Genomic DNA, 17659 nt, shown 5'->3' on the forward strand with positions numbered 1-17659 from the left:
GGACGTTGTTGAGCGGCCCGCCGGGGTGTGGTTCCCCCTGGCGGGCCGCTCGCGTGTACGCAGGATGCCGGCGACCCTTTTCAGCCCGCCTGCCGCCCCGTCCGCCGCCGCTGCGACCACCACATCCCGGCCGCGCCCGCCGCGAGCAGCGACGCTCCGGCCGCGCCCAGCGGCAGCAGATCACGTGCCGGACCGGTCTTCGGCAGCTCCTTGCGGCCCGGTCCCGCCGGCTTGTTGTCCGTACCGAGCAGCAGGGGTGTGGCCGGGGCGTCCGGCGACGGGTTGGTCGTGCCGAACGGCACCGGGCCCTGCTGCCAGAACGTCTTCTTCCCGTCGCCGGTCTGGACGGGCAGACAGATCTTTCCGGTCTTTCCCAGGTCGTATGTCGCGTCCACGGCGTACGACTTCGACTTGCCGGCGGCGAGATTGTCGATCGGGCAGGCGAAACCGCTGTTCGAGCCCTCCGGGAGACCCTTCTCGGGTATCGCGGAACATCCCTCGACGTTCTTGACGACAAGTCCGTCGAATCCGACGACCAGCAGCCTGATCTTTCCGCTGTCCTTACTTCCCTCGTTCTTCACCGTGGCGGTAATCGCCGTCTTCTTCGAACCGTTGTCGACCGAGATCCGCTCGGGCAGCCGGGTGGTGAGCCTCACCCCGGCCGGTGGCTCGTCGACGGCCTTTCCCCCCTTGCTGCTTGCGGGCCCTTCGTCCTCCGCGCCGGCGGTGCCGGAAAGGATCAGCACCGCTGAGAATGATGCCGCGACCAGTGGTCCCGCGACCATGGCCGTACGACGAGAACTCATGTTCGTCCCCCTTGTGTCCCCCGGGACTGCGCCTGAATTCGCAGCACTGAAAGAGGTACCACAAAATTTCCCCGCACTATCCTGGTACGGCGCGAAGTGTGACCGTTGTGTTTCACTGAGGGTCGGTCGCGGCGTCGTGGAGGGGGTGCAGCGGATTGCCGGGGAATGCGAACAGCGGCGGTGTTCCAGGGAAATTGGTGACGGGGCGCTATCGGCTGGTCGAAAGTATCGGCCAGGGGGGAATGGGACGGGTGTGGCGAGCCGCCGACGAAATACTCGACCGGCAGGTCGCCGTGAAGGAAATGCGAATCGACGGCCGGGACGCGGAGGACAGCGGAACACGTCGCGAGCGCACCCTGCGCGAGGCCAGGGCCACGGCGCGGATCGACCATCCCAACGTCGTCCGGGTCTACGACGTGGTCGACGAAGGCGAACGCATCTGGATCGTCATGGAGTTGGTCACCGGCCGCTCCCTGGAGCGGATCCTCGCGCAGGAGGGCCCGCTGAGCGCCCACGAGACGGCCCGGATCGGACTGGGCCTGGTCGCTGCGCTCCGGCAGGTGCACGCGGGGGGCGTGCTGCACCGGGACATCAAGCCCGGGAACGTGCTGGTGGAGAACGCGGGCGGGGCGGACCGATCCGGATGTGGGGGAGGCCTGGTTCCCGGCCAGGGGCCGCACCGGACCGAACGGCGAGTCGTCCTCACGGACTTCGGCATCGCCGCGATCCAGGACGCCAAGGCGCTCACCATGGTCGGCATGCTGGTCGGCTCCCCCGACTACATGGCCCCGGAGCGCATCTCCGGCCACCCGCAGGGCCCGCCCTCCGACGTCTGGTCCCTCGGCGCCACGCTCTGCGCGGCCCTGGGCGGCCGTTCCCCCTTCGCCCGCGCCACCACGCTGGCGACCCTGCACGCGGTGCTGTACGAGGAGCCCGAACTCCCCGCCGCGTCAGGACCGCTGCGCGGCATCCTGACGTCCCTCCTGGCGAAGGACCCGGCGGCCCGCCCGGGCCTGGAGCACCTGGAAGCGGCCCTGGGGCCGGTCGCGTTTCCGACGCCGACGGCCACGGTCCCGGTGGGGTGGGGCGAGGCGGCGCGCCCTGAGGCGGAGTCCCGCCCAGTGCGCGGTGGGGAGAGGGAGCCGGACGGGGAACGGGCTGCGGGGCCCGGAGCAGAGCCCGCGCCGGAGCCGGTCGGGGAACGGGCTGCGGGGCCCGGAGCAGAGCCCGCGCCGGAGCCGGTCGGGGAGGGTGAGCCGGGCTCCGGACCGCCGTCGGAGCCCGTCGTGGTGCCGCGGGCCCCGCGGCCACCACTTCCGCGGGACCCCCGCCGGCCGGTCACCGGCCGGGAGACGGCACCGCACCGGAACCCGGGCCGTCCGCCGGCCGCCGCACCCCCGGAAGCCGCCGCGAGAACACAGCCGGGCGCGCCCCCTTCGACAGGCCCCGCCGGACCCGCGGCCAAGGCCGGCCATCACCCCGGCCCCGTCGCCCTCGCCCGCGCTCAGGCCGCAACCGAGCACCGCCCCCGCCCCGCCTCGGCACCCACCGCCATGCCCCCGGGCGAACTCCCGGGCCCCGCCGCCCCGGCCACCGCCGGCCCCGGCGCGGGCCGTCGCCGTACGGTCCTCGCCGCCGTGGCGGCCACGGTCGCGACAGCCGGTGCCGTCGTGGGAGTCCTGCTGGCGACGCAGCCCGGCTCACCGGGGGACACGCGGCCCCGCGCGGGATCCTCGGCCTCCCCACCGCCGGCCACCGGCCCCACTCCCACACCCACGGTCCACGGCACCTCAAGGCCGCGGACCCTGCCGCCGGGCGCGCACCGGGAAGCCGGCGGGTTCGCCTGGGCGACACCGAGCGGCTGGCGCCGGGACGTCAAGACGGGCGCGGAGGTGCACTACACCTCCCCGGACGGCACACAGGAACTGGTCGGCAAGTCGTCCCTGGCCCGCGGCAACCTGCTGCGGACCTGGCAGACCTCGGAACGCGACGCCGGCCAGGGCCAGGACTACCGCAAGCTCCGCCTGGAGGAGACGACGTTCCGCGGCCACCCCGCGGTGGTCTGGGAGTACACCTTCACGCTGAAGGGCGTCCACTGGCACGCCCGCCTGCTCGGCTTCGACGTGGGCGGCACGTCGTACCAGGTCAGCACCTGGTACGAGGCGGGGACCGAAACGGCGGCGCTGCGCGTGTACGAGGAGGTCAAGGACAGCTTCACCGTGCTCTGAGGCCTGTCCGGCGGACAGGAAAAAGGGGCCTGCGGTGCGTGTGTCACGACACGCGCCGCAGGCCCCGCGCCAGGGGCTGAGTGCCCGGAGGTCAGCCCGCCGAGACCTTGTCCCGGGCCTGGTCGGAGTCGGCGGCCCGCCGCCCGGCCTGTGTCTTCTCCTTGACGAAGGCGATGGCGAGGACGACGGCGGCGACGAGCAGGGACAGGGAGATGGTGGTGCGTCCGTCGTGCTCGGTGTCGGTGAGCATGTAGCCGAGGATGAACACGATGAGCGCGGCGGTGGCCCAGGTCAGGTAGGGGTACAGCCACATCTTCACGACGAGCTTCTCGGGCGCCTCGGCCTTGATGATCTTCCGCATCCGCAGCTGGGAGAAGCAGATGACCAGCCACACGAACAGCGCCACGGCACCGGAGGAGTTGACCAGGAACAGGAAGACCGAGTCCGGGAACTTGTAGTTGAAGAAGACCGCGACGAAGCCGAACGCGACGGAGGCGAGGATGGCGGTGCGGGGCACGCCGCTACCGGTGGTGCGGGCGAAGGACTTGGGTGCGTCGCCGCGCCGGCCGAGGGAGAAGGCCATGCGTGAGGCGGTGTAGAGGCCGGAGTTGAGGCAGGACAGCACGGACGTCAGCACGATGAAGTTCATGATCTGCCCGGCGTGCGGAATGCCGAGGGAGTCCAGCGCGGCGACGTAGGAGCCGTCCTTGGTGATGGACTCGCTGTCCCAGGGCAGCAGCGACACCACGACGAGGATCGAGCCGAGGTAGAAGACGGCTACGCGCCAGATGATGCTGTTGGTGGCCTTGGTGACGGCCTGCTGGGGGTTCTCGGACTCGCCGGCGGCCAGGGTGGCGATCTCGCTGCCCATGAAGGAGAAGACGACCAGGAGCACACCGGTGAGGATGGCGCCGGCGCCGTTGGGCAGGAAGCCGCCGTGTGAGGTGAGGTTGCTCAGTCCGGCCTGGTCGCTGTCGACGCCGGGGAGCAGGCCGAAGACGGCGAGGCCGCCGATGACGATGAACGCGGCGATCGCGACGACCTTGATGCCGGCGAACCAGAACTCGAACTCGCCGTAGGAGCCGACGGAGACGAGGTTGGTGGCGGTCAGCACCAGCATCACGATCAGGGCCCAGGCCCACTGCGGCACGGCCGGTATCCAGCCCTCCAGGATCACCGCGCCGGCGGTGGCCTCGACGGCCAGGACGACGACCCAGAAGAACCAGTACAGCCAGCCGATGGTGAAGCCGGCCCAGGGGCCGAGGGCGCGGTCGGCGTGCGCGGAGAAGGAGCCGGAGGTCGGGTTGGCGGCGGACATCTCACCCAGCATCCGCATCACCAGCACCACGAGCGTGCCGACGAGGGCGTAGGAGAGCAGGATGCCGGGTCCGGCGGTGGCGATACCGGAGCTGGACCCGACGAACAGGCCCGCGCCGATGACACCACCGATGGCGATCATCGACAGATGACGGTTCTTGAGCCCGGCCTGCAGACCGGAGTCCTGCGCCCCGGGTTCTCCGGGCCTTTCGCGATCGTTTCCAGTCGTCTTCGGCGTCTGCGAGGTCATGGAACGGATTTCCTTTGCGCCGGGGGAGCTGTTTTCCGTACGAACCGCACGAACCGTACGACCAGGGGGTGTGTCGCGGCGTGACGGTGTACAGGAGCTCGTACGAGCGGGTGCACGAGCCGGTCCAGTGAATCGGAGGCGAACGTCTAGGAGAACCTTCGAATCCAGATTGTTACTTGAGGTTTTCCTGAGCTTCCGTAATGCGCCTCACATTCGGCTCAGTTTTTCCTGAGCGTCACCCGGCGCACCTTCCCCGGAACGCCCGTGTCACACTCGTCCCATGCGCGTGTACCTCGGCTCGGACCATGCGGGCTACGAACTGAAGAACCACCTCGTCGAGTGGCTGAAGGCGGCGGGCCACGACCCCGTCGACTGCGGCCCGCACGTCTACGACGCCCAGGACGACTACCCGCCCTTCTGTCTCCGTGCGGCGGAGCGGACGGCCGCCGACCCGGACGCCCTCGGCGTCGTCATCGGCGGTTCCGGCAACGGTGAGCAGATCGCCGCGAACAAGGTCAAGGGCGTCCGTGCGGCCCTCGCCTGGAGCGAGGAGGCGGCGGCGCTCGGCCGCCAGCACAACAACGCCAACGTCGTCGCCGTAGGCGCGCGCATGCACTCGCAGGACGAGGCGACGAAGTTCGTGGAGGTCTTCCTCGCGACGCCGTTCTCCGGTGACGAACGTCACATCCGCCGGATCGACATGCTCAAGGCCTACGAAACGACGGGTGACCTGCCGCCGATCCCCCCGCACCACCCCCAGCAGTAACGCAGCGTTCCCCCGCGCACGCGAGGCCGACGCCCGCCCAAGCCACCGAGGCCGGGCGGGCGGTGCCGAGCGCGGCCGGATCACAGGAGAAGCCGTGCCGGAAGGCCACACCATCCACCGTCTGGCCCGCGACTACGCCACCGCCTTCCTGCACACCATCCCCCGGGTGACCAGTCCCCAGGGCAAGTTCGCCGACGCCGCCGCCCTCCTCTCCGGCACGGAACTCACCCACACCGAAGCCCACGGCAAGCACCTCTTCCTCGGCTTCCGCGGCGCCGACTGGATCCACATCCACCTCGGCCTCTTCGGCAAGGTCACCTTCGGCCCGGCCCCCATACCCCCGCCCACGGACACCGTCCGCCTCCGCCTGGCGCACGACACCACGTACGTCGATCTCCGGGGCCCCACCGCCTGTGCCCTGATCACGCCCCCGGAAAAGCGGGCGATACACGACCGCCTGGGTCCCGATCCCCTCCGCGACGACGCCGACCCGGACGCCGCGTACCGCCGCATCAGCCGCAGCCGTACGACGATCGCGGCCCTTCTCATGGACCAGAAGATCATCGCCGGTGTGGGAAACGTCTACCGCGCCGAGGTCCTCTTCCGGCACCGCATCGACCCGTACCGCGCCGGCCGGGACATCACACCGGACCAGTGGGACGCGATCTGGACCGACCTGGTCGAGCTCATGCACCAAGGCGTCCGCGACAACCGGATCGACACCGTCCGCCCGGAGCACACCCCGGAGGCGATGGGCCGGCCACCCCGCGTGGACGACCACGGCGGCGAGGTGTACGTCTACCGCAGGGCCAACCAGCCCTGCCACATCTGCGGCGGCGAGATCCGCACCGCCGGCCTCGCCGCCCGCAATCTCTTCTGGTGCCCGGCCTGCCAGCGTCCGTGAACCTCCCCCGCCCCGGACGCCGGAGCGGAACGCCCGGCCGTCAGAAACCGTGGGGCAACCACGGCGCCGCCACACCGGCCCCGAAACCCACCGAAGCCGCCGCGACGGCCCCCCGCCGCAACTCCCGCACCCGTCCCGCGGCCCGCAACGCCCCGAGGCTCACCCCGCCGAGATACGCAGCCCCCAACTCCCGCACCGACAGCGCGACATCGGCCGCATCCGCCGTACGCTCACAGCACGCCCCCTTCGCATCCCCGCTCAGCCGCCAGCGTCCGGCGTTCCAGGGACAGAACGCGTCCTCCACCTCGAACACCACATCCACCGGCGCCTGGTACGTCCGCGCCGCCAACGCGGCCCCCACGTCGACCGGCCGGACGTACAGCGAATCCCGCAACCGCGGCTGACACCGCCGTATGTCGGACACCATGTACTGCCACGCGTCGTCGACCGGCCGCCCCCGCACCACCAGCTTCGACGTCAGGTCGATCGCGAACAGGAACCGCCACAGCGCGGCGTCCGCCGCGGGGTCCGGCGCGACCAAGTCCTTGAGGACCACCGTGCCCTCGGGGCCGGCCGTCTCCCAGTTCGGCTTGACGCTGAACCGCGCGTACCCGACCGTCTCACCGTCCCGCTCGGCGAGGACGCACTGCAGCGGCGACGCCCCGTCCCGCTCACTCTCCGGGTCGAGCACCCCGAGCCGCTCCCACCCGGGCTGCCGCGCCAGCATCCCCGGCCGCGACGGCACCTGCCGCGCGTACAGGGCCTCGCACACGCCGAGAACGTCGGCGGGCACGGCGTACCGCACGCTTACGTCGTCCGTGCCCGCGGGCAGCGACGACAGTCGTACCCGGCTCGTGTCGACCTCGGCGTTCAACTGGAAGGTGGCGGCGCCGTACCCGAAGCGTCCGTAGATCTCCGGCTCGGAAGCCGTGAGCACGGCCAGCGGCTCGCCCCAGGCGCGGACGTCGTCCAGCTGACGCCGCATCATCGAGGTCAGGACACCGCGCCGGCGGTGCGTGGCGGCCACGCTGACCATCGTGACGCCCGCGGCCGGCACCGAGGCGCCACCGGGCACGGTGAGCCGGAAACTGAACGCCCCCGCCGTCCCCACGCACTCGCCCCCGTCCCACACACCGAGTGAACGGTCGAACTCGGTCAGCGAGTCCCACAACTCCCGCTCCTCGGTGGCCTCCGGCACACCGCCGAAGGCACGGATGAGAGTGTCGTACCACTTGTCCCAGTCGTCCCGCCGGAGCACCCGCAGAGCCGCCGCGGTCCCGGTCGCCTCAGTCGCCATGGGCCATGCCTACCAGGGCGGTGCGGGGCGAGCGAGGGAATTTCTCCCGGACGGCGGCGGGGCGGCGCGTGGTGGAGTTCACTGTGAAGTCGGCCCTCGGACGGGGGACAAGTGGGACCTCCCGTGCCAAGCGGCTGGTCCGATGGATAGGGTCCCGAACTAATGGCATCAGGACGAGAGCGGCGCGCGGAAGCCGGCACGTTCACGGCCCGGTTGAAGAAGCAGTGGCACCGGGCCCGCGTCGGTGTGCGCCGAGCAGCCGTGGACTACTTCCGCGGCAACGGCTCGGACTGGATCGCCCTGGCCGGCCTGCTCCTGACCGTCCCCCTGATAGCGGCGGCGACGCTGGGCAACTCGGTGTGGTTCTCACCGGCCGCGCTCGTCCTGCCGGTCGTCGTGGGCGGTCTGCTGCTGCGCCCGGCGAGCCTGCTCGGTCTGTACGCGGCCGCGGCCACGGCGCTGATCGTGGAGTCGGTGCGGCTGGGCCCGTACACGGAGGGGCCGTCCAGGGTCACCCCCGGTGTGGTGCTCGTGGTCGCGGCCTGCGGCTTCTTCGGTCTGCTGCTGGCCCAGTTCCGCAGCCGGGTCGGCGTGCCCTGGCGGCGCGGCGGCACCATGCTCTTCGACCTGCGTGAACGCATCCGGGTGCAGAGCAAGTTGCCCGACCTGCCCGACGGCTGGCACCGGGAGATGGCGCTGCGCCCGGCGGGCGGCCAGTCCTTCTCGGGTGACTTCGTGGTGGCGGCGCGCACCAACGGCGGCCGTACGCTCGAGGTCGTCCTGACCGACGTCTCCGGCAAGGGCATGGACGCGGGCTCCCGCGCCCTTCTGCTGTCCGGCGCGTTCGGCGGTCTGCTCGGCTCCCTCCCACCGCACGCCTTCCTGCCCGCCGCGAACGGCTATCTGCTGCGCCAGGACTGGGACGAGGGCTTCGCGACCTCCATCCACCTGGTCCTCGACCTGGACTCGGGCGACTACGAGCTGTACTCCGCGGGTCATCCGCCGGGCCTCCAGCTCAGCGCGGGCAGCGGCCGCTGGGAGGAGAAGGCGGCCGAGGGTCCGCTCCTCGGGGTGTACGACGGCGCCCAGTTCGACCCCGTGAAGGGCTCACTCCGCCCGGGCGACGTCCTGATGCTGTTCACGGACGGCCTGGTGGAGACCGCGGACCGCGACATCGTCGAGGGCATCGACCGCCTCACCGGCGAGGCCGACCGATATGTGGCCGGCGGCTTCCAGGGCGCCGCCTGGCACCTCATCGAGGCCGTGGCCAAGGACGTCAACGACGACCGGGCCCTGCTGCTGATCTGCCGAGAGGGTCCGACGGCCGCCTTCCGCTGAGGCGCGGTCCGGCCGGGGCCGCACGCGGCGCCGCCGAGCGCGACACTGAAGGGGTGACCGAGACACCCCTTCACCCGATGACCCTGGCCGAGGTCGAGGCCACCGCCCGCGCCGCGCACGCCGGCCAGACCGACAAGGCGGGACGGCCGTACGCCGGCCATCTGCGGGCCGTCGCGGAGGGCGTACGGGCCAGGGGCGGTGACGAGGAGCAGATCGCGGCGGCCTGGCTGCACGACGCCGTCGAGGACCAGGCGCTCTCCGCGCAGTGGCTGCGCGAGGCGGCGCTGAGCAGCCGTACCAAGGACATCGTCCTGGCGGTCACCAAGCGGGCGGGGGAGCCGCCCGAGGCGTACGCCGCGCGGATCCTCGCCACGCCCGGCGCGTTGCTGGTCAAGGAGGCGGACCTGGCGCACAACGCCGACCCGGCACGCCTCGCGGTCCTGGACGAGGCGACCCGCAAACGACTGACCGAGAAGTACGCGCGGATGCGCGCACTTCTCGGTCTCGTCAGCTGAGTTCCGTCGCGAGGCTCAGGCGTTGACCTTCTCGCGCTCGCGTTCGCGCCGCTCGGCGCTCTGGCGTTCGCGGGCCACCTCGGCCGCGTCCCGTTTGAAGGCCCACTCCATCTTCGGTTCCATCGCGAACCGGAAGACCCGCTGGACCGGCTTGGTGCACAGCACCGTCACGACGGCGGCCGCGAGGAGGGTCACGAGGATCTCACCGGCCGGCTGGTGCAGCCAGGCCGCCTCGAACCAGCCCTGGTAGTCACCGGCCTTCACGAGGAAGCCGTGCAGCAGGTAGCCGTAGAGCGTGCCGGCGCCGAGCGCGGTGAACCACATGTGGCGGCGCGGCACCCAGGCGAAGAAGCAGGCGGTCAGCACCAGTGAGCAGCCGAACATCGCGAGCACCATGACCGGGCCGGTCCACCAGGGTGCGCCGAGATCCTGGGCGGCGTCCCGGTGGTAGAACCACGCGGTGTTCATACGCGGCGCCGCCCACCAGCTGAAGGCCAGTGCGGCCGCGAACACGGGCACCGAGGCGATCCGCACCGACCGGCGGCGCACCATGTGGAAGTGCTCGGGCTTCATCGACAGGCCCAGCACGAAGAACGGAAGGAACTGCAGGACGCGCTGGAGGTCCAGGTCGTCCCCGATCTCCGGGCTCATGGACGCCAGCATGGCGGTGCCGAGCGCGAGCGGCAGCGGCCAGCGCGCCATCTTCCAGATGGGGGTGGTCATCCGCCAGACGAACAGCGCGACCAGGAACCAGGTCAGGTACCAGGGGTCGAGGAGGCTGACGTCCTGCCCCGGGTCGTCGTCGATCCAGCGCTTGAAGAGCGGGTAGGCCGTCTCGAAGATGATGTACGGCACGGCGACGCCCGTGATCAGGCGCTTCAGCCGGTCGGGCCGCATGTCGAAACTGCGTGAGAAGTAGCCGGAGATGATGATGAACGCCGGCATGTGGAAGGCGTAGACGACCTGGTACGCGGCCTCGAGTACGCGGCTGTCGCCCTTGAGCGGCTCCCAGGCGTGGCCCATGGCCACCAGCGCGATCGCCAGGTACTTGGCGTTGTCGAAGAACGCGTCGCGCTGCTTGCCGTTCTGTTTCTTCTGCGGGCTGTGCGGCGGGCGCGGGCTCGGCACTCCGTCGGCCGGCGTCCGGGCCGGGGGAAGTGGCGTCCTGCGGTCGCCGTTCGGTCGCAGCGAGTTCGTCACAGACCCTCCCACCAGGAGCTCGGGGAGACGATCCGGGACCTCGCTGCGCGTGCGGGGGACGAGGCAGCGTGGAACATTCGAGGCACCCTAGCGTTCCCTGCGGCTATTCGTAAAACGCCGGACGTGAATCCTGGCTATTTGCTGTGGGTACCCCGGATAACGGGAAGTTGACGTCACCGTAGGCGTGATGGCCAACACATCACCCGGTGGCGGTGGTGCCGACGGCAAAGGTCCTGTTTGTCGGCATACTTCCTGAATAAATGGTGCATAGGGTCGGGGGGCGACTCCGGCGGAATGTCTGCCTCCGCCCGATGGGAGGCCTGCTCGCAAGGGCGTGGAGGCGCCTGTGGCGGCAATTCGGATTAGCTGCGAACAGGTTGTGTGGGCACGGAAACGATCGGGGGGAATTCCCGTGCGGGTGGCCTATCGAATTACCGTACGAGGCCGTGTAGTTGGCGCACCGCCGCCCGCTCCCCGTCCGGATGCGACGCAGGCCGTCCCGGGTGAAGTGAGGTGGTCGATGCGTCACCGGCCGCATAGCGGGGCCGGGTTGGTGGCACGATGGTTCTGGCGGGGGTGCGCGGGCGCGTCCCCAGGCCGGGAGAGCGGACCGACCGAGGGTGTGTGATCAGTTGTGGCCATTTCACTGTCCGTGGTGCTGCTGTTGGCGATCATCCTCGTGGTGTTGCTGAGAGGCGGATCCATCAAGGCCGGCCCCGCGATCGTGGCGGTCCTCTTCGGCTTCTTCCTCGCCTCGACGGGCATGGCCGACGACATCCAGCGGTTCCTCAACTCGATAGCGGAGACCATCAACTCCATCAGCTTCTGACCGGAGCGTCGCCCCCCCAGAGCCCCGCCCTCCAAGGCCCGGACACGGGCGGCTACGCTCGCCCCGACCACAGGACGGTGCGTGACGGGGGGAACGTACGGGGATGGCGCTGCGTGAGTCCGATCCGGCGGAGGTGGGCGGGTACCACATCGAGGACCGCCTCGGCTCCGGCGGCATGGGCGTGGTCTACCTGGCCCGTTCGGCCTCCGGCCGCCGCCTCGCGATCAAGGTCGTGCACGGCCAGTACGCCGACGACGACGAGTTCCGCGCCCGGTTCCGCCGCGAGGTGGCCGCCGCTCGCCGGGTCAGCGGCGCCTTCACGGCCCCGGTCGTCGACGCGGACGCCGACGCGCCGCGCCCCTGGATGGCGACGCTCTACATCCCCGGCTCCGACCTCGGCACCCACGTCCGCGAACACGGCCCGCTCCCGCTGCCCCGCCTGCGCGAACTCGCCGCCGGCCTCGCCGAGGCGCTGCGGGACATCCACCATGCCGGAGTCGTCCACCGCGACCTGAAACCGGCCAACGTGATGCTCGCCGACGACGGCCCCCGCGTCATCGACTTCGGCATCTCCCGCGCCGCCGAGTTCGCCGCCTCCGACGCCCTCACCCAGACCGGCCGCGTGATGGGCACGCCACCCTTCATGTCGCCGGAACAGTTCGCCTCCCCCCAGGACGTCGGCCCGGCCGCCGACATCTTCTCCCTCGGCTCGGTCCTCACCTACGCGGCGACCCGCCGCGGGCCGTTCGACAGCCCGAGCCCCTACGAAACCGCCCTGCGGGTCGTCGAGGGCGAGCCGGAAGTCTCCGGCGTACCGGACGAACTGCTCCCCTTGGTGCGCCTCTGTCTGGAGAAGGAGCAGAAGTCCCGCCCGGCCGCGGACGAACTGTTCACCCTGCTGCGCGAAGGCGGCCTTCCCGGCAAGCGCCCCGTGTCCGGTAACGACTCGCCGCGCTTTCCGCGACGGACGCCGGGCGCACGGCCGACGGAGCCCACCGTGACGACGTGGCCCGAGGCGGCGCGCACCGAGCAGGCCGCAGCGCTCCACCGGCCCGGCAAGCCCCCCACCGAGCGGAACGAACCGGCACCTGCTCCGGCCGGAACGCCGGGGCCCGAGACCGAGCGCCCGCGCGGCCGCCGCGGACCGCTGCTCGTCTCGGCCGCCGTGGCCGCCGTGCTCGCCGCGGTCGTCACCACCACCGTCGTCCTCACCCCCGACGAGCCCGCCCCCGCGGCCACCCCCGCCCGCGGCGACCTCCCCGACGGCTGGAAGCCCTGGGCCACCTCCGCGAAGGCACCGCCGGGCAGTGAGCGCGTGCTGGGCGGAACCGACGCCTCCCTCAAGAGCTGTGCCGCCCTCGGCGACTCCCTGGTGTGTGCCGGCGCCGACCTCATGGCCACCCGCTTCGGTCTCGCCGACGGACGCAACACCTGGTCGCGGCCCGTCGACCCCACCCCCAACGGCACCTCCGGCGACCAGGGCGCGATCATCGGCACCGTCGAGGGCCGCGTCTACGCCTACGAGGCCGACGAGCGGGAGGACCCGGACGGCGGCATCCCGACCAGATACTCGGTGGAGGCGCTGGCCGCCGGCACCGGCAAGGTGCTCTGGCGGACCAGGACCGGCGACGGCGTGTCGGCGACCGTCCCCGACAGCTCCCAGGGCGCGGCCACAGCCGTACCCGAGGGCGTCGTCACCTTCTTCGGGGCCCAGGGCGACGAGTACGCCCTGCTGGACGCCGGGAACGGTGAGGTCCGCTGGCGGCGACCGAAACCGGACACCGAGGGCGACTGCATGCTGCGCTCCGCGGCCGGCCGCGCCTACCTCGTCTGCGCGACCTGGCCGGACGACCGCAAAGCCTCCCGCACCACCGTCTCCCGGATCGATCCGGCCACCGGAAAGGCCCGGTGGACCGTCGAGGCCAAGGGCACCCTGGAGGTGCTCGGCCAGCACGACGGACGCCTGGTGCTCGCGGACGCCTTCACCGCGGACCGCGGGCTGACCCTCATCGACGTCTCCTCCCACGTGCTCACCGTGCGACGGCTCGCGCAGCCCCGGCCCGAAACGGCGTCGGCCTACCTGGTCCGCGGCACCCTCTACTTCACGCGCAGCAGCGGCGCCGTACGCGCGGTCTCACCGCGCACCGGCCGGACGCTGTGGGAAACCAACTCCAGCGTGGAGCAGCAGGGGCCGCCGGCCGCCTCCGCCGACCACGTGTACTTCGCGTCCCCCAGTGGCCGCCTGGCCGCTGTGAACGCGAGGACCGGGAAGGTCGAGGCCACCCGGCCCGGCCGCGACGACGGCGGCCGTGCCGACAGCATGCTGGCCACGTCCGGAGCCCCGCCCGTCCTCGTCGGCGACGCCCTCTACGTCCCCTACGGCGTCCGCTCGGTCTACTCGGTCGACGTGCGCGACCTCTGACCCCGAAGTACCTCGGGCAGGAGCGGACGACGGGGATCGAACCCTCGTGACCAGGGGCGGTAGTGGTCAACGCGTGGTCGCACCCGGAAACACTCGGGGCCAGGCGGAGGAATGATCCTCTGACCTGGCCCTGAGCCGTATGGAGCGGGCGACGGGAATCGAACCCGCGTAGCTAGTTTGGAAGACTAGGGCTCTACCATTGAGCTACGCCCGCACAGCACGCGCCGCAGGTCGGGTGACCTCGGCACAGAAGGCATCGTAGCGGGTCGGGCCCCTTCGCCGCACACCGCCTTCCCGCCTCGGCCGACGCGGCGGTGGCGCGGGCGAAATGCGGCAGCCGTGCCGCTCGTGGGCATGTACCCTACGTGTCGCACCAGACGGGGTGTGGCGCAGCTTGGTAGCGCGTCCGCTTTGGGAGCGGAAGGCCGTGGGTTCAAATCCCGCCACCCCGACCAGCCACCGGATCACCTCGCGTGATCACCCTCGGGTCACTCATGTGATCGCCTTTTGGGCGGTGTAGTCGCTGCCGTTACTATGCAAGCTGCACGCCCGTGTGTCTCAGTGTCTGAAGTCCTCCGGGCGGCAGCATCCGCCGGGCCGCTCTGGCCCCGGCAGAACCCAAGAAGTCAGCCACAAGGAGACCGAACCGTGAAGAGCGCCGTGGAGACCCTGAACCCGACCCGGGTTCGGCTCACTGTCGAGGTGCCCTTCGAGGAGCTCAAGGACAGCCTCGACGCGGCGTACAAGAAGATCAACCAGCAGGTCACGGTGAAGGGCTTCCGCAAGGGCAAGGTCCCGGCCCGGGTCATCGACCAGCGGTTCGGCCGCGGTGCGGTGCTGGAGGAGGCCGTCAACGACGCGCTTCCGAAGTTCTACACCGACGCGGTCAACGAGGCCGAGCTGAACCCGCTGGGCCAGCCCGAGGTCGACATCACGGAGCTGAAGGACGGCGAGACGCTGAACTTCACCGCCGAGGTCGACATCCGCCCGGCCATCGAGATCCCGGACTTCTCCGGCATCGAGGTCGAGGTCGACGCGGTCGAGGTCACCGACGAGGACGTCGACAAGGCCGTGGAGGAGCTGCGCGAGCGCTTCGCCTCCACCACCCCGGTCGAGCGCGCCGCCGAGGACGGCGACGTCGTGACGATCGACCTGGAGGCCAAGGTCGACGGCGAGGTCCTCGAGGACGGCGTCGCGAACGGCGTCTCCTACACCATCGGCTCCGGTGAGCTGCTGGACGGCATCGACGACGCCGTGAAGGGCCTGGAGGCCGGTGGCGAGGCCACCTTCACCTCCGAGCTGAAGGGCGGCTCGGCGGCCGGCAAGGAGGCCGAGGTCACCGTCAAGGTCAGCCAGGTCGCCAAGCGTGAACTGCCCGAGCTGGACGACGAGTTCGCGCAGCTCGCCTCCGAGTTCGACACCATCGAGGAGCTGCGCGCCGACAGCCGCAAGCGCCTGGAGAACATGAAGCAGTACGACCAGGCCACGCAGGCCCAGGAGCGCGTCCTGGAGAAGCTGCTCGAGCTGGTCGAGGTCCCCGTTCCCGAGAAGCTGCTCGAGGACGAGGTCAACACCCGCAAGCACAACCTCGAGCACCACCAGCTCGGCCAGATGGGCCTCGACCTCGCGAAGTACCTGGAGATCCAGGGCAAGAGCGAGGAGGAGTTCGAGACCGAGACCCGTGAGGCCGCGGTCAAGGGCATCAAGACCCAGTTCGTGCTCGACGAGCTCGTCAAGCAGGAGAAGCTCAACGTGAACCAGGAGGAGCTCACCGAGCACCTCATGCGCCGCGCCGCTTCCTCCGGCATGTCCCCCGACCAGTTCGCCCAGGCGGTCGTCGAGGGCGGCCAGGTTCCGCTCCTGGTCGGCGAGGTCGCCCGCGGCAAGGCCCTGGCCGTCGTGGTCGAGAAGGCCACGGTCAAGGACACCAACGGCGAGATCATCGACCTCGACGACGAAGAGGACGAGACCGAGTCCGCCGAGGCCGAGGCCACGGAGGCCTCCGCCGAGGAGAAGACCGAGGGCTGAGTCCCGGTCGCGGTGAGTTCGTGAGAAGGCCCTGGGGCACGCCCCAGGGCCTTCCTCATCTGCCGGCGGGCAGCGTCCCCAAGGGGCGCGGGGAGCTGCGCGAGCAACCACGACGCACCCGCAGCCGCCCATGGGCGGAACCACCCCGCCGGAGCCGCGCAGCGCTACGCCCCCGGCGAACACTCCCATCTCCGGGATTCCCCGAAGGGACCCGCGCGTTAGGGTCCATGAATACGAGGGCAGTGGAGTCCCCGAACGGCTCCAGCCCCGCAGGGAAACGTGAGACGGCCCGGCGCCGTCGTAAGACGAGCAGGTGGATACGTGACGAATCTGATGCCCTCCGCCGCCGGCGAGCCTTCCATCGGCGGAGGCCTCGGCGACCATGTTTACAACCGGCTGCTCAACGAGCGGATCATCTTCCTCGGCCAGCCGGTCGACGACGACATCGCGAACAAGATCACCGCACAGCTGCTGCTCCTTGCCGCCGACCCGGACAAGGACATTTACATGTACATCAACAGCCCGGGCGGTTCGATCACGGCCGGCATGGCGATCTACGACACGATGCAGTACATCAAGAACGACGTGGTGACCATCGCCATGGGCCTCGCGGCCTCGATGGGCCAATTCCTGCTCAGCGCGGGCACCCCCGGCAAGCGCTTCGCCCTGCCGAACGCCGAGATCCTGATCCACCAGCCCTCCGCGGGCCTGGCGGGCTCGGCCTCGGACATCAAGATCCACGCCGAGCGGCTGCTGCACACCAAGAAGCGCATGGCCGAGCTCACGTCCCAGCACACCGGCCAGACGGTCGAGCAGATCACCCGCGACTCGGACCGCGACCGCTGGTTCGACGCCTTCGAGGCCAAGGAGTACGGCCTCATCGACGACGTGATTCCCACGGCCGCCGGTATGCCGGGCGGCGGCGGCACCGGGGCCTGAGGCCCTGCGAGGCTCTCAGAGCCCCGTAGGACCCCTCCTGGCCCAGTGCAGGGCCCAGGGACGCCCCAGCAGCCCCAGCCGACCGCCTCAGCCCCTTTCAGGAGAAACCGTGAACCAGTTCCCCGGCAGCGGCCTCTACGACCGTATGAGCACCGTGCAGGACATGACCGCCTCGCAGGGCCGCTACACCGGACCGCAGGCCGAGTCCCGCTACGTCATCCCGCGTTTCGTCGAGCGCACCTCGCAGGGCATCCGCGAGTACGACCCGTACGCGAAGCTCTTCGAGGAGCGCGTGATCTTCCTCGGCGTGCAGATCGACGACGCCTCCGCCAACGACGTCATGGCGCAGCTGCTGTGCCTGGAGTCGATGGACCCGGACCGTGACATCTCGGTCTACATCAACAGCCCCGGCGGCTCCTTCACGGCGCTCACCGCGATCTACGACACGATGCAGTACGTGAAGCCGGACATCCAGACGGTCTGCATGGGCCAGGCCGCCTCCGCCGCCGCCGTCCTGCTGGCCGCCGGCACGCCGGGCAAGCGCATGGCCCTGCCGAACGCGCGCGTGCTGATCCACCAGCCGTACAGCGAGACCGGCCGCGGCCAGGTGTCCGACCTGGAGATCGCCGCCAACGAGATCCTCCGGATGCGCTCGCAGCTGGAGGAGATGCTGGCCAAGCACTCCACCACGCCGGTCGAGAAGATCCGCGACGACATCGAGCGCGACAAGATCCTCACGGCCGAGGACGCGCTGAGCTACGGCCTGATCGACCAGATCATCACCACCCGGAAGATGGACAACTCGAGCCTTCGCTAGGGC

At 70.7% G+C, this 17659-nt stretch carries 14 protein-coding genes and 2 tRNA genes; 11 read left to right on the forward strand and 5 right to left on the reverse strand.

The features are described 5' to 3' along the window. Positions 1-80 precede the first annotated feature (80 nt). Positions 81-806, reverse strand: coding sequence for an LPXTG cell wall anchor domain-containing protein (locus IE212_RS13140; RefSeq protein WP_190197975.1), 726 nt, complete (start codon positions 804-806; stop codon positions 81-83). 242 nt (positions 807-1048) lie between these two features. On the opposite strand from IE212_RS13140, the gene IE212_RS13145 reads away from it, so the two are divergent. After that, the gene (locus IE212_RS13145) at positions 1049-3034 is read left to right on the forward strand and encodes a serine/threonine-protein kinase (RefSeq protein WP_229864257.1); all 1986 of its coding nucleotides are present in this window, start codon (positions 1049-1051) and stop codon (positions 3032-3034) included. 91 nt (positions 3035-3125) lie between these two features. Here IE212_RS13145 and IE212_RS13150 read toward each other — a convergent pair whose 3' ends face one another. Then, entirely contained in the window at positions 3126-4601 is a 1476-nt protein-coding gene (locus IE212_RS13150; protein WP_190197977.1) for an amino acid permease, read from the reverse strand. Between the two features lie 280 nt (positions 4602-4881). Here IE212_RS13150 and IE212_RS13155 point away from each other — a divergent pair, with 280 nt between their 5' ends. Both IE212_RS13155 and IE212_RS13160 read left to right on the forward strand, forming a co-directional pair. Beyond that, positions 4882-5367, forward strand: a complete 486-nt coding sequence (locus tag IE212_RS13155; RefSeq protein ID WP_190197978.1) for a ribose-5-phosphate isomerase — start codon at positions 4882-4884, stop codon at positions 5365-5367. Between the two features lie 94 nt (positions 5368-5461). Continuing rightward, complete coding sequence (locus IE212_RS13160; protein WP_190197979.1) at positions 5462-6271, forward strand: Fpg/Nei family DNA glycosylase; 810 nt, start codon at positions 5462-5464, stop codon at positions 6269-6271. 40 nt (positions 6272-6311) lie between these two features. Here IE212_RS13160 and IE212_RS13165 read toward each other — a convergent pair whose 3' ends face one another. Then, the gene (locus tag IE212_RS13165) at positions 6312-7568 is read right to left on the reverse strand and encodes a GNAT family N-acetyltransferase (RefSeq protein WP_190197980.1); all 1257 of its coding nucleotides are present in this window, start codon (positions 7566-7568) and stop codon (positions 6312-6314) included. Between the two features lie 162 nt (positions 7569-7730). Between IE212_RS13165 and IE212_RS13170 the strand changes: the two genes are divergently transcribed. Continuing rightward, on the forward strand, positions 7731-8906 hold the full coding sequence (locus tag IE212_RS13170) for a PP2C family protein-serine/threonine phosphatase (protein WP_190197981.1): 1176 nt from the start codon (positions 7731-7733) through the stop codon (positions 8904-8906). 77 nt (positions 8907-8983) lie between these two features. Then, positions 8984-9421 (forward strand): HD domain-containing protein, encoded by a 438-nt coding sequence (locus IE212_RS13175; RefSeq protein WP_190198012.1) that lies wholly within the window; start codon positions 8984-8986, stop codon positions 9419-9421. A gap of 15 nt (positions 9422-9436) precedes the next feature. On the opposite strand, the gene IE212_RS13180 is transcribed toward IE212_RS13175, so the two are convergent. Beyond that, complete coding sequence (locus IE212_RS13180; protein ID WP_190197982.1) at positions 9437-10621, reverse strand: acyltransferase family protein; 1185 nt, start codon at positions 10619-10621, stop codon at positions 9437-9439. A 634-nt stretch (positions 10622-11255) separates the two neighbouring features. Between IE212_RS13180 and IE212_RS13185 the strand changes: the two genes are divergently transcribed. Together IE212_RS13185 and IE212_RS13190 are read left to right on the forward strand one after the other, a co-directional pair. Continuing rightward, a complete protein-coding gene (locus IE212_RS13185; protein ID WP_003990237.1) occupies positions 11256-11450 on the forward strand; it encodes a hypothetical protein in 195 nt (64 codons plus the stop codon). A 103-nt stretch (positions 11451-11553) separates the two neighbouring features. Then, a complete protein-coding gene (locus tag IE212_RS13190) occupies positions 11554-13872 on the forward strand; it encodes a serine/threonine-protein kinase (protein WP_190197983.1) in 2319 nt (772 codons plus the stop codon). Between the two features lie 140 nt (positions 13873-14012). Here the strand turns inward: IE212_RS13190 and IE212_RS13195 are convergent. After that, a tRNA-Gly gene (locus tag IE212_RS13195) sits at positions 14013-14086 on the reverse strand. Between the two features lie 164 nt (positions 14087-14250). On the opposite strand from IE212_RS13195, the gene IE212_RS13200 reads away from it, so the two are divergent. From IE212_RS13200 to IE212_RS13215, 4 genes are all read left to right on the forward strand, one after another. Further along, positions 14251-14327: transfer RNA gene (locus IE212_RS13200), tRNA-Pro, on the forward strand. A gap of 193 nt (positions 14328-14520) precedes the next feature. Continuing rightward, positions 14521-15900 (forward strand): trigger factor, encoded by a 1380-nt coding sequence (gene tig / locus IE212_RS13205; protein WP_190197984.1) that lies wholly within the window; start codon positions 14521-14523, stop codon positions 15898-15900. A gap of 333 nt (positions 15901-16233) precedes the next feature. Further along, the gene (locus IE212_RS13210; protein ID WP_052310444.1) at positions 16234-16839 is read left to right on the forward strand and encodes an ATP-dependent Clp protease proteolytic subunit; all 606 of its coding nucleotides are present in this window, start codon (positions 16234-16236) and stop codon (positions 16837-16839) included. Between the two features lie 109 nt (positions 16840-16948). Beyond that, positions 16949-17656 carry an ATP-dependent Clp protease proteolytic subunit gene (locus IE212_RS13215; protein ID WP_308430198.1) on the forward strand — a complete coding sequence of 236 codons (708 nt, stop codon included), beginning with the start codon at positions 16949-16951 and terminating at the stop codon, positions 17654-17656. Positions 17657-17659: the final 3 nt, after the last annotated feature.

Origin of the sequence: Streptomyces djakartensis, from assembly GCF_014651075.1 — a bacterium.
Lineage (GTDB): Bacteria > Actinomycetota > Actinomycetes > Streptomycetales > Streptomycetaceae > Streptomyces > Streptomyces djakartensis.

Excerpts from the sequence above, each read along its gene's own strand:
- IE212_RS13190 (WP_190197983.1), top strand. The coding sequence starts at position 11,554 with ATGGCGCTGCGTGAGTCCGATCCGGCGGAGGTGGGCGGGTACCACATC.
- IE212_RS13175 (WP_190198012.1), top strand. The coding sequence starts at position 8,984 with ATGACCCTGGCCGAGGTCGAGGCCACCGCCCGCGCCGCGCACGCCGGC.
- IE212_RS13170 (WP_190197981.1), top strand. The coding sequence starts at position 7,731 with ATGGCATCAGGACGAGAGCGGCGCGCGGAAGCCGGCACGTTCACGGCC.
- IE212_RS13165 (WP_190197980.1), bottom strand. The coding sequence starts at position 7,568 with ATGGCGACTGAGGCGACCGGGACCGCGGCGGCTCTGCGGGTGCTCCGG.
- IE212_RS13210 (WP_052310444.1), top strand. The coding sequence starts at position 16,234 with ATGCCCTCCGCCGCCGGCGAGCCTTCCATCGGCGGAGGCCTCGGCGAC.
- IE212_RS13140 (WP_190197975.1), bottom strand. The coding sequence starts at position 806 with ATGAGTTCTCGTCGTACGGCCATGGTCGCGGGACCACTGGTCGCGGCA.
- IE212_RS13145 (WP_229864257.1), top strand. The coding sequence starts at position 1,049 with ATGGGACGGGTGTGGCGAGCCGCCGACGAAATACTCGACCGGCAGGTC.
- IE212_RS13155 (WP_190197978.1), top strand. The coding sequence starts at position 4,882 with ATGCGCGTGTACCTCGGCTCGGACCATGCGGGCTACGAACTGAAGAAC.
- IE212_RS13150 (WP_190197977.1), bottom strand. The coding sequence starts at position 4,601 with ATGACCTCGCAGACGCCGAAGACGACTGGAAACGATCGCGAAAGGCCC.